Source organism: Streptomyces hazeniae (assembly GCF_031845485.1).
GTDB classification, from domain to species: domain Bacteria; phylum Actinomycetota; class Actinomycetes; order Streptomycetales; family Streptomycetaceae; genus Streptomyces; species Streptomyces hazeniae.
In genome coordinates this window covers 41,356-53,228 of sequence record NZ_JAVREQ010000029.1, presented here as the reverse complement: position 1 = coordinate 53,228, position 11,873 = coordinate 41,356, and the positions used below count along the sequence as shown (strand labels likewise).

At 71.1% G+C, this 11,873-nt stretch carries 8 protein-coding genes; 2 read left to right on the top strand and 6 right to left on the bottom strand.

Features of this window, described 5'->3' with window-relative positions; all coding sequences use genetic code 11:
* The first annotated feature begins 1 nt into the window (after nt 1).
* On the top strand, nt 2–3,901 hold the full coding sequence (locus tag RM572_RS25050; protein ID WP_027763403.1) for a DNA-directed RNA polymerase subunit beta': 3,900 nt from the start codon (nt 2–4) through the stop codon (nt 3,899–3,901).
* 68 nt (nt 3,902–3,969) lie between these two features.
* On the opposite strand, the gene RM572_RS25045 is transcribed toward RM572_RS25050, so the two are convergent.
* The 6 genes from RM572_RS25045 to RM572_RS25020 form a co-directional block, all read right to left on the bottom strand.
* Nucleotides 3,970–5,277, bottom strand: coding sequence for a M48 family metalloprotease (locus RM572_RS25045; protein ID WP_311675655.1), 1,308 nt, complete (start codon nt 5,275–5,277; stop codon nt 3,970–3,972).
* Nucleotides 5,278–5,293: 16 nt separating this feature from the next.
* Nucleotides 5,294–5,842 carry a Pycsar system effector family protein gene (locus tag RM572_RS25040; protein ID WP_311675654.1) on the bottom strand — a complete coding sequence of 183 codons (549 nt, stop codon included), beginning with the start codon at nt 5,840–5,842 and terminating at the stop codon, nt 5,294–5,296.
* Nucleotides 5,839–7,161, bottom strand: a complete 1,323-nt coding sequence (locus tag RM572_RS25035; protein WP_311675653.1) for an SPFH domain-containing protein — start codon at nt 7,159–7,161, stop codon at nt 5,839–5,841. Before RM572_RS25035 ends, RM572_RS25040 begins: the two co-directional genes overlap by 4 nt.
* 4 nt (nt 7,162–7,165) lie before the next feature.
* Nucleotides 7,166–9,496: a hypothetical protein gene (locus RM572_RS25030; RefSeq protein WP_311675652.1), complete on the bottom strand. Its 2,331-nt coding sequence runs from the start codon at nt 9,494–9,496 to the stop codon at nt 7,166–7,168.
* Nucleotides 9,493–10,308, bottom strand: a complete 816-nt coding sequence (locus RM572_RS25025; protein ID WP_311675651.1) for a hypothetical protein — start codon at nt 10,306–10,308, stop codon at nt 9,493–9,495. The genes RM572_RS25030 and RM572_RS25025 overlap by 4 nt, the downstream gene beginning before the upstream one ends.
* Before the next feature lie 159 nt (nt 10,309–10,467).
* A complete protein-coding gene (locus RM572_RS25020; protein WP_311675650.1) occupies nt 10,468–11,229 on the bottom strand; it encodes a Crp/Fnr family transcriptional regulator in 762 nt (253 codons plus the stop codon).
* A gap of 128 nt (nt 11,230–11,357) precedes the next feature.
* On the opposite strand from RM572_RS25020, the gene RM572_RS25015 reads away from it, so the two are divergent.
* Nucleotides 11,358–11,873 (top strand): DUF1707 and DUF4190 domain-containing protein, encoded by a 516-nt coding sequence (locus RM572_RS25015; protein ID WP_311675649.1) that lies wholly within the window; start codon nt 11,358–11,360, stop codon nt 11,871–11,873.

Sequence of the window (11,873 nt, the reverse complement as noted above, 5' to 3'; positions counted from 1 at the left end):
AGTGCTCGACGTCAACTTCTTCGACGAACTGCGGATTGGCCTGGCCACCGCTGACGACATCCGTCAGTGGTCGCACGGCGAGGTCAAGAAGCCGGAGACCATCAACTACCGCACCCTCAAGCCGGAAAAGGACGGGCTCTTCTGCGAGAAGATCTTCGGCCCCACCCGGGACTGGGAGTGCTACTGCGGCAAGTACAAGCGCGTCCGCTTCAAGGGCATCATCTGTGAGCGCTGCGGTGTCGAGGTCACCCGCGCCAAGGTGCGCCGCGAGCGGATGGGCCACATCGAACTGGCCGCCCCCGTCACGCACATCTGGTACTTCAAGGGCGTGCCGTCCCGGCTGGGCTACCTGCTGGACCTCGCTCCGAAGGACCTGGAGAAGGTCATCTACTTCGCCGCGTACATGATCACGTACGTGGACGAGGAGCGCCGTACGCGCGACCTGCCCTCGCTGGAGGCGCACGTCGGCGTGGAGCGCCAGCAGATCGAGCAGCGCCGTGACGCCGACCTGGAGGCCCGGGCCAAGAAGCAGGAGGCCGACCTGGCCGAGCTCGAGGCCGAGGGTGCCAAGGCGGACGTGCGCCGCAAGGTGCGCGAGGGCGCCGAGCGCGAGATGAAGCAGCTCCGCGACCGCGCGCAGCGCGAGATCGACCGCCTCGACGAGGTGTGGAACCGCTTCAAGAACCTCAAGGTGCAGGACCTCGAGGGCGACGAGCTGCTCTACCGCGAGCTGCGCGACCGCTTCGGCACCTACTTCGACGGCTCGATGGGCGCCGCCGCGCTGCAGAAGCGGCTGGAGACCTTCGACCTGGAGGAGGAGGCCGAGCGCCTCCGCGAGATCATCCGTACCGGCAAGGGCCAGAAGAAGACCCGTGCGCTGAAGCGCCTCAAGGTCGTCTCCGCCTTCCTCCAGACCAGCAACAGCCCCAAGGGCATGGTGCTGGACTGCGTCCCGGTGATCCCGCCGGACCTGCGTCCGATGGTGCAGCTGGACGGTGGCCGCTTCGCGACCTCCGACCTGAACGACCTGTACCGCCGCGTCATCAACCGGAACAACCGCCTCAAGCGGCTTCTGGACCTCGGCGCCCCCGAGATCATCGTGAACAACGAGAAGCGGATGCTGCAGGAGGCCGTCGACGCGCTGTTCGACAACGGCCGCCGCGGCCGGCCGGTCACCGGCCCGGGCAACCGTCCGCTGAAGTCGCTGTCCGACATGCTCAAGGGCAAGCAGGGCCGCTTCCGGCAGAACCTGCTCGGCAAGCGCGTCGACTACTCGGCCCGTTCCGTGATCGTCGTCGGCCCGCAGCTCAAGCTGCACCAGTGCGGTCTGCCGAAGGCCATGGCGCTGGAGCTCTTCAAGCCGTTCGTGATGAAGCGCCTGGTCGACCTGAACCACGCGCAGAACATCAAGTCGGCGAAGCGCATGGTCGAGCGCGGCCGTACGGTCGTGTACGACGTGCTGGAAGAGGTCATCGCCGAGCACCCGGTGCTGCTGAACCGTGCGCCGACCCTGCACCGCCTCGGCATCCAGGCCTTCGAGCCGCAGCTGGTCGAGGGCAAGGCCATCCAGATCCACCCGCTCGTGTGCACCGCGTTCAACGCGGACTTCGACGGCGACCAGATGGCCGTGCACCTGCCGCTGTCCGCGGAGGCGCAGGCCGAGGCCCGCATCCTGATGCTGTCCTCGAACAACATCCTCAAGCCGGCCGACGGCCGTCCGGTGACCATGCCCACCCAGGACATGGTGCTCGGGCTGTTCTTCCTCACGACCGACGAGGAGCAGCGCAAGACCATCGGCGACGACCGGTCGTTCAACTCGGTCGCCGAGGCCATCATGGCGTTCGACGCCCGCGAGCTCTCGCTCCAGGCGAAGGTCGACATCCGTTTCCCGGTCGGGACCCTGCCGCCGCGCGGCTGGACCCCGCCGACGCCGGAGGAGGGCGAGCCCGAGTACCAGCCGGGTGACAGCTTCCGGCTGCGGACGACACTGGGCCGCGCGCTCTTCAACGAGCTGCTGCCGGAGGACTACCCGTTCGTCGACTACACGGTGGGCAAGAAGCAGCTCTCCGGGATCGTCAACGACCTGGCCGAGCGCTACCCCAAGGTGATCGTCGCGGCGGCGCTGGACAACCTCAAGTCCGCCGGTTTCCACTGGGCGACCCGTTCCGGTGTGACGGTCGCGATCTCCGACGTCGTGGTCCCGGCCGCGAAGAAGGAGATCATCGCGTCGTACGAGGCTCAGGACGAGAAGGTCCAGAAGCAGTACGAGCGCGGCCTGATCACCAAGGACGAGCGTTCCAACGAGCTGGTCTCGATCTGGACCCGGGCGACCAACGAGGTCGCCGAGGCGATGAACGAGAACTTCCCGAAGACCAACCCGATCTTCATGATGGTCGACTCGGGCGCTCGAGGAAACATGATGCAGATGCGCCAGATCGCCGGCATGCGCGGTCTGGTGTCCAACGCCAAGAACGAGACCATCCCGCGTCCGATCAAGGCGTCCTTCCGCGAGGGCCTGTCCGTGCTGGAGTACTTCATCTCCACGCACGGTGCCCGTAAGGGTCTGGCCGACACCGCGCTGCGTACCGCCGACTCGGGTTACCTGACCCGTCGTCTGGTGGACGTCTCGCAGGACGTGATCATCCGCGAGGAGGACTGCGGCACCGACCGCGGCCTCAAGCTGGAGATCGCGGCCACCGGCGAGGACGGCGTGCTGCGCAAGGCCGAGGACGTCGAGACCAGCGTGTACGCACGTGCCCTGGCCGAGGACGTCGCGGTGGACGGCAAGGTGCTGGCCCCGGCCAACACCGACCTGGGCGACGTGCTCATCGACGAGCTCGTGCGGCACGGCGTCTCCACGGTCAAGACCCGCTCGGTCCTGACCTGCGAGTCCCAGGTCGGCACCTGCGCCATGTGCTACGGCCGCTCGCTGGCGACCGGCAAGCTGGTGGACATCGGCGAGGCCGTCGGCATCATCGCGGCCCAGTCCATCGGTGAGCCCGGCACCCAGCTCACGATGCGTACCTTCCACACCGGTGGTGTGGCCGGTGACGACATCACGCAGGGTCTGCCGCGTGTCGTCGAGCTCTTCGAGGCCCGTACGCCGAAGGGTGTCGCGCCGATCTCCGAGTCGGCCGGCCGGGTGCGGATCGAGGAGACCGAGAAGACCAAGAAGGTCGTGGTCACGCCGGACGACGGCTCCGACGAGACGTCCTACCCGGTCTCCAAGCGTGCGCGCATGAAGGTGTCCGAGGGCGACCACGTGGCCGTCGGCCAGCCGCTGACCGTCGGTGCGACCAACCCGCACGACGTGCTGCGCATCCTCGGGCAGCGCGCCGTCCAGGTCCACCTGGTCAACGAGGTGCAGAAGGTCTACAACTCGCAGGGCGTGTCGATCCACGACAAGCACATCGAGATCATCATCCGGCAGATGCTGCGCCGGGTGACGATCATCGAGTCCGGCGACGCGGAGCTGCTGCCGGGCGAGCTGGTCGAGCGGACGAAGTTCGAGGGCGAGAACCGTCGGGTCGTGACGGAAGGCGGCCACCCGGCCTCCGGCCGTCCGCAGCTGATGGGCATCACCAAGGCCTCGCTGGCCACCGAGTCGTGGCTGTCGGCGGCGTCCTTCCAGGAGACGACCAGGGTTCTGACCGACGCGGCGATCAACGCCAAGTCGGACTCCCTGATCGGCCTCAAGGAGAACGTCATCATCGGTAAGCTCATCCCGGCCGGCACGGGCCTGTCCCGCTACCGCAACATCCGGGTCGAGCCGACCGAGGAGGCCAAGGCCGCGATGTACTCGGCCGTCGGCTACGACGACATCGACTACTCGCCGTTCGGCACCGGCTCCGGCCAGGCCGTTCCGCTGGAGGACTACGACTACGGTCCGTACACCGGCTGACGGCGTCGTACGTCGCGCAGGGCGGTCACCCCTCGGGGGTGGCCGCCCTGCGGCATGTGCGGGCCCGGTCAGCCGGGGCCGTCGAGGTACGGCTGCAGGTGGTGCAGCCGGGTGTGGTACTCGGGATGCGTGGTGAGCAGCCGAACCAGACCGCTGGGCGGCTGTGGCGTCTTCGGTTGCGGCCGCTGGTGCGGCACGTGCGGCGGCGGCCCGCCGTACTGGCCGGGAGGGCCGTAGGGCCCGGGCACATGGTGCGGCCCCGGTCGGCCGTAGGGCCCGGGTGGCGCCTGCGGCTCTGCCGACGGTGGGGGAGTGGCGGCCGCTGCCTGTTCCGCCTCGTACTCCTGTTTGAGCACCTCGGCCAGCATCGGTGCGAAGCCCAGCTTCGCCGCATGCTCGTCCGCGCTCAGCTCCGCCTTGCGGGATGCCCAGGCAAGTGCGAACGGAGCGATCGCCGCGGGCAGCACCAGCCACCAAGCGGAGATCAGCAGTGACAGGATCCCGCAGCCCAGCATCAGCATCAGGCAGCCGCCCGCCAGGGGCGCGGAACCCGATCCGTGCAGCAGCTTGAAGGTGACCCCCCGGGCCGCCGCCCACGCACCGCGCGCGGGCAGGCCGTACCAGTAGCCCAGCAGCGTCGACCAGGCGTGACCGCTGGTGTGGTGCCCCAGTTCGTGTGCGAGCACGGCCGCGAGCTGGCTGTTCGGCAGGGTCCGCAAGGATCGTCCGGTCACTCCGACGATATGGCCGGCCGACGCCATGGCGTTGACGGCGTCCCGTTCGTCGATCCACAGCTCGTATGTGGAGCCGTATACGCCCGCGCGGCGGGTGACCTCCGTCCATACCGGCTCCAGCCGGGCCCGCTCCTGGGGTGTGGGGTAGCGGAGCCGGAGGACCTGGCGGGCGAACGCCGACTCCGTCGGCCGGTGGAAGACCAGGGCGCCGGACGCCAGCCACGCCAGGACGAAAAGCCACGCCAGTGAGTCGAACACCAGGTACGCGAGCAGGGACACCAGGACCAGGCTGATGACGAAGGCAGGCAGTTGGAAGACCAGGCTGCTCCAGGTGGCGGCGTCGGCGCGACGCTGCGTCGCACCGAGGTGCAGCCTGCCCTGCTGAAAATCGAGGTCGTCCTCGTCCGGTCCGGGTGCCGGGGCGGACGGCCCCTCGACGGGGGGTCGGTCCGATGCGGCAACCGGGTAGGCGGGTGGCGGCCCTCCCGCGGGGTAGGTGGGCTCCGCTCCGGGGTAGGCCGGCCCGTCCGCGGGGTATGTGGGCGCGCCGGACGGATACACGGGCGGCCCGGCCGCACCGCCGGCTGACGGGCCGACGGGTTCCTCGCCCGGGTAGACGGGCGGTTCGGGTGGGTGGGTCATGCGGTGTCCTCTCCACTCAGCCGATCAGCAGGGCGCCCGGTAGCAGGACGCAGCCGGTGCAGAAGGCCGCCAGGCCGACGCGTATCCAGTGGTGCTTGCTCTGCACGATGCGGCTGTGTTCGGTCAGTGAGGCGACGACGCCGGCGGCGGGGTCGCGCGCAGTGTCCGCCAGCGCACGGGCCAGCTGGCCCCGGGCAGCGGCACGGCTGATGTCGGCGAAGTAGGCGACCGGCAGGCCGGGCTGCCAGGTACTTCTGGTGTACCGGGGGAGAACGGCCATCAGCAGGGAGCCGAGCGACGTCACGAACGAGAGTGAGCCGAACCACCAGAGCGCGGTGCCTACCGCCGGGAGGTTCGACGGACGCCACTCGCCGTCGGCGAGCAGCCCGAAGAGGATGCCCGCCGCCAGGCTCTGTGCACCCATCAGCACCGATGCCTTGGTGTCGGCCTTGGCGGTCTCCGCGCGCAGGTCGGCCAGTAGACGCAGGGCCGTCGCCCGGACGTCCGGGTCCGCATCGGGAGGGGCGGTGCCGGACGCGGCGGTGGGCGGCGTGGGCGCGGTCACGGCTGCCCTCCGCCGTCGACCTCGCGCGGTCCTGACGGCGCGTCGCTGTCGCCTTGCCCGGCCTCGTTCCTGGACGCCTCCCCTGCGCGCTGCGGATAGCCGTATCCGGGAGGCGGTCCCGGCGGGGGCGGCGCCTGTGACGGCGGTCCGCACTCTCCCGGCGGTGCTGTGGGCCGTGCCGGGTCTGCGGCGGCGTGCGGGTCCGGACCCGGCTGTGCCTGGCGACTCGTCCCCGGCCGGTCGGCCGCGGACGGGTCGCCACCCTGCGGGAGCTCGGGCGAGGAGACCACCCCCGGCAGCCTCCGTTGCAGGATCTCGTGCATCGCCTGGAGCGCGAGCCGCCGCGGCTCGGCCATCTCGTGCTCCTCCAGGCCGTCCTTGCCGCTGATCACCTGACTGGCGAGCTCCATCTGGGTCTGCAGCAGGCGGAGCTGGTCTTCGCGCATGTTCTCCAGCACCAGCCGCGAGTCCTCCGGGTGCTGGGCGAGGTGGAACGCCCAGGCGCGCACCCCGCCCTGCTGCAGGTGGTACTGGTAGAACTCGATCTTCTTGGCCTCGATGGCCTGCAGCTCCACCTGCTGCTCGCCGTGCAGCAGTGCCCGCTGGTGGCCCAGCGTCTGCCGTTCCACAGCGATGTGGTGGTGCTGCCGTTCCTGGGCGAGTGCGCGTTCGGCCGCGAGGGCGTCCTCCCGCATCCGCAGTTCGTGGGCGGGGTCGAGTTTCTCCCCCTCGTACCGCATGTTCCGCAGGTCGCGGCGGTGGGCGAGGGTGTCCTCGTCAAGAGTCAGCCGCAGGATGCAGCTGACGCGCAGGCCCTCTTGTTCGCCCAGCGGGCCGGATGCCTCGACGGCCTTCTGCACCGAGCGTTCCGCGCCGGGACTGTCCTGCACGGGGAACTGCCTGCTCACGTGCCGGGCAAGCTGCTCGACCTGCCGCGCGACCAGCGCGTTGACGTCCCGCTCGCCGCTGGCCACGAAACGCGCCGGGTCGGTGACCTGCCAGGTGATGTCCACCGCGACGCCGAAGGAGAACGCGTCGTCGTCGCTGGGCAGGGACAGCCGCGTGTCCGACCGGTGAACGCCCATGTCCACCTCGTAGACGGTCTGCCAGCGCTTCGTGGTGAAGTCCGCGCGGCCGGGTCGTCGGGGCGGAAGGTAGGTGTCGTACGTGCCCCGGGCCGTGGTGAACACGAGCGCGTAGTCGATGCGGGTGGTGCGCAGCGGTTTGAAGCGGGACAGCTCCTGGATGGTGATCACGGGGTCCGTGAGCGAGGTGTGGCGGTTGGCCGCCTGATGCCACTGGGGTGGACGGTTGACCATGGCGTCAACTCCTCGGTCGTGCGGGCGGCGCGGATTCCGGCCGCGAGGGGTGCGGAACGTGCGGGGTCTGAGGGGGGTTCGCCGCGGTGAGGTAGGCGAGCAGGCGGCCGGCGGCCTCCGGCTGCGGCCCGCCGTCCGTGCCGCGCAGGTTCCGCAGCATGTGGACGAGCCGCTCCCGGTCGTCGCCGGTCGCGACGAGCGTGTGCAGCAGCCAGGCCAGCGACCACTCCGCCCCTTCGTCACGGTCGGCGAGACGCACCCAGGAGCGGAGCACCTCCAGCGCGTCGCGGGTGCGGGTGCGGTCGTTGAGCACCGCGCGCCACAGCGCCGTCAGGCCGTGCCGGTAGGCCGCACCCGGCGTGCCCTCCGCGTCGTCGGCGGTCCCGGCGTACCGGTCCAGCAGCACCGGGCGTCCGCTCTCGTCCCCGCCGTCGGTCTGAGTACAGGCCAGCACGAACGCCTGCTGGACGACGCTGCGCACTGGTCGTGGTTCCGTGAGCAGCGGTACCAGGTCGGGGAGGACGTTCCCCTCCGTGCCGGCGAGCAGCAGCATGGCCGCCGATTCGGCGATCTCGTCCAGCTCCTGCCGGGCATCAGTGGAGAAGGACCCGTCGTCCGCTGCTCGTACCGCGTCGATCAGAGCGGACAGCGCCTCCTGGGGGAAGTCCTCGCCGGCCACCGCGTAGGTGCGGACGGCGGTCCAGCGCATGGCCGGGCGCGGGTCGGTGCTCCACTCGCGCAGGATCTGCGGCACGTTGGGCGTGCCGAGTGTGTGCATCAGGGTGAGTGCGGTGACGGCGGCGACCCGCAGGCGGTGTTGCCTGGCGAGCGCCCAGGGGCCGATCAGTAACGCCATGGCGGAGGGCAGGTCCGCGGAGGCGAGCACGGCGGCTGTGGCGGCGGCGCGGGTGCGCACCAGCGGGCGGCCGTCCTCGGCGAGGCGGCGCAGCCAGGCGAGCAGACCGGGTCGTGACGAGGGGTGGCCGGTCCATACCTCGCGCAGCAGCTCCAGCGACGTCGACGGATTACGGAAGTGCGCCGTCCGCTGGTGGACGGGCCCCCACTCGGTGTCCTCGCGCTGCTCCCGGGTCTCGGCCCGGGCGAGTTCGAGGCGCTGAGCGGTGGAGGTGCTGAAGACGGGGATGCGGGGTGATTCGTCGGGGTTCTCGGTGCGCTGGAGGAGGGCGTAGAGCGTGTCGCCGAGCTCGGCGGTGAGCGGGAACGGCGTCCCGTCGAAGGCCGCCAGCGAGACTAAGAACGCCTTGTCGTGCAGGAGGAGTTCGGCGTCGTCGAACCACTCTCGGACCTGGTCGCGGACGGCGGCCCGGCTGAATTGTTCGAGATCCTCAGGGGTCGTCCGGCCGGCGTGGTGGTCGGCGAGCGCATGTGCGAAGCGCGCGACCTCCCCGGGACGGTGGTCGCGCCGGAGGAAGTCCGCCGCAGCCGGGAGGGCCAGCAAGCGCTGCGTCGCCTCGGGGTCCTCGACCAGACGCTGCAGGTGGCACCGGAGCATGGCGTCCAGCGCGGGTTGCCGCCAGGGCACCGGCGGAGGGCCCGCCTGCACCGCCGACCCCTCGGCGGTGATCACCAGATAGCCCTTGCCAGACCGTAGTTCGTCGGCGACGGCCCGCAGGTGGTGTTCGCGCAGGGGGCGCTCCCGCCCGGCGGCCAGGTCGCACAGTGCGTAGCCGTGTCCGCCCGTGAGCTGGTCGCGGAGCTTGCCAGGGGCGACGGTGGGGTCCAGGACCCGGACGGGTACGGCTCCGACCTCGCGCAGCAGCATCAGCGCTGCCAGGCGCCTTCCGGTGGAGGGGGCTCCGGTCAGCACCACGATGCGCTCGGAGCGGAGCCGCTCGAGCGCCTCCGCGAAGCCCGCGTCGTCCTCGCCTCGGGTGAAGACCGCGGCCATCCGGTCGAGTTCGGCCGCGCGGATCTCACCGGAGGCGTGCACAGGCCCGTCCGCGGCGACGTGGTATTCCGTCCTGCCCCCGAGGTACACGTCCCCGGCGACGTGGCCGCCCGAGACGCCGTGCAGGTCGTGTCCCGCCACCGACCCGCCGACGGCGGACTTCCGGCCGAGCATGATGCCGGGGCTGTGACGCAGGATCTCGCGGCGGGTGTCCCAGGCGCGCTGTGGCTTCTCCTGCTCGCCGTCGGCGGGATCGTCGGCCGTTTCCCGCCCCTCTGCGTCGGCGTTCCCGTCCCGCTCCGGACCGTCGTCGTCCTTCCGCCCGTCACCTGCGCGATCGCGTTCGGGGGCCGCGTCGCGGGAAGCGGGGCGGGCGTCCGCTCCGGGGCTCTTCGGCGGCTCCTGACCCTGTTCAGGAGGGGTCACCTGCGGTCCTCCCGTCGGCTGCCGAGGTAGACGTCCCCGGCGACGTGGCCGCCGGAGACTCCGTGCAGGTCGCGCCCGGCCACGGATCCGCCGATGTCCGGTGAGCCCTCGAAGACGACGCCCCCGCCTGTGTCCGCCGGCGTGCCCGGGGCGGGTCCCCTTGCTGTCGGCGCACCGCCCCCCGTCCTCCGTGTGCCCCGGCCGGTCTCCGGCTCCGCACCCCGGTCTGCGGGGTCCTCGGCCGGTGGACCGTGCAGCCAGGCCGTCAGTTCGCCCTCCTTCACCAGGACGCCGACCCGGTGGAAGGCGTCGGCCGCCACGCCGCGGTGCCCGTGCCGCACGACGCCCTGGTAGATCGTGTCCGAGACGCACACCACGCTCGCCGAGCGCTGCCTCGAACGCAGCGCGTCGCGTAGCACCTCGGCGTCCAGCAGGCGGCAGGCCTGGTTGAGGTCGTGGCCGACCACGCCGCCGAGGGTTCCGTCCCGCGGGTCCAGTGCGACTTCCCCGACGGCCAGCACGATCCGCAGCCGCATCTGCGTGCTCGCCGCGGCGAGCCGGTTGTAGTTGCTCAGGGCGTCCGGCAGGGACGTCAGCAGGGCCCGGAGGAGCGCGACCTTGGAGACGTCACCGCTCAGCAGCAGGATGAGGCCGTCGCCGCGGTCCTCCCGGTACTGCTGGGTGGGTTCGACGTCGGCTGCGGACAGGGTGTCCTCGACGACGTCGTGCAACGAGCGCCGCAGGAACGCCTGCTCTACGTCGTCGCGGCGCCCGAACTGCTCGATGTCGAACAGCAGGATCGTCCGGTTCACGGGTTCGCCCATGGTGGCCCTTCGACTTCTCGGCGGGGAGGTCCCTCACCATCCCGTGGATCGCCGAGCGCTACGAGGGCCGACTGCACACAGCCTCTGTGACCGAGTGCACAGAACGACTCCTGGGCCGGGAGAGTGTCGGGGGAGGGGCGGCGCGGGTCAGTCCGCGCGGCGCATCCGGCGAAGCTGTTCCGGCTTCACGAGGACCAGGCCGCGGCGGCCGGTTCGTACGATGCCGCGCTGCCTGAGCTCCCGAAGCAGCCGGGCGACGGCCTCCCGGGACGCGCCGACCGAGCCGGCGAGCTCGTACTGGGAGAGCCCGGAGGTGAGGCGGATGCCCTCGTCGGTGTGTTCGCCGTGAGTGCGAGCCAGTTCGAGTAAGAGCATGGCGAGCCGTTCGCGGACGTTGAGCGCGGCGAACTCCAGGCGGCGACTGTCGCTGTCCCGCATCCGGTCGGTGGTCAGGGAGAGCAGGCGCAGTGCGACATGAGGGGTGCTGGCGAGGAAGGCGGTGAAGCGTTCCTGGTCGACCGCGACGGCCTGCACCTCACCCATCGCCCGCACGGTCGCCGAGCGTGGTCGGCCGCTGAGCGCGGCGACTTCGCCGACGATGTCGCCGGGCCCGCGCAGCGCGAGCAGCGCCTCGTAGCCGTTGGCCGCCTCACTGCTCACCTTGGTCCAGCCGCGCAGCACGAACAACACGTGCGTGGAGGGCTCATGCTGACGGAGCAGGGCGTCACCCGGGGCGAACCGCAGGCGGCGGCCGAGTGCCAGCAGTGCCGCACGGTCGTGTGCTTCGAGCCGGGCGAGGAACGGGACCTGGTCGCCGAGCCCGGTTCGGCTGCCGGGATCCCGGCCCGTGGGCCGGGCCGTGCCGCCGTCACCGAACGTCTCGTTGATGGATACGCCCTCGGTGCCCACACTCGCCCCCTCCCTGGTAACCCTAGCGGAGCACGTCGTTACGGGTGGGGGAACTGTACGGAGGCCGCTTGCGTCCTGGATGATGGGTCGTCCACTCCTTATGGGAGGGGCCACGGGGAGGTCGGAAGATGCTGGCTGGAAACGCGGACCGGGAGCGGACGGTCGACGTGCTGCGCGCCGCCTACGCGGAGGGTCGACTGACCCGTGAGGAGCACGACCAGCGGGCCGCCCGGGCGCTTGCCGCGCGCACCGTCGAGGAGCTCCAGCTGCTCGCCGCGGACCTGCCGCAGGGGCCCGGTGGCGTGCCGGCGGTGTTCCAGCAGCCCCGCCCCTTCCCGGGGCCGTTCCCGGGGTATCCGGCGTACCGCGGTTTCGGGCCGCCCGCGTCCCCGTACCCGCCGCCCGTCCCGTATGCGCAGCCGCCTGCCAACGGCGCGGCGATCGGCTCGCTGGTGTGCGGTCTGCTCGCGCCGTTCAGCGCCGGCTTCACCGGCGTCCCCGCGGTGATCCTCGGGCACAAGGCCAGGGCGGAGATCCGGCGGACGGGGGAGCGGGGCGACGGCTGGGCCATCGCGGGGCTGGTACTGGGCTGGATCGGGGTCTGCTTCGTGCTGCTGATCCTCATCGGCATCGCCGCCGATTGA

Bases quoted from the DNA above. Each gene is read 5' to 3' on its own strand.
- RM572_RS25035 (WP_311675653.1), bottom strand. From the start codon at position 7,161: ATGGTCAACCGTCCACCCCAGTGGCATCAGGCGGCCAACCGCCACACC.
- RM572_RS25015 (WP_311675649.1), top strand. From the start codon at position 11,358: ATGCTGGCTGGAAACGCGGACCGGGAGCGGACGGTCGACGTGCTGCGC.
- RM572_RS25045 (WP_311675655.1), bottom strand. From the start codon at position 5,277: ATGACCCACCCACCCGAACCGCCCGTCTACCCGGGCGAGGAACCCGTC.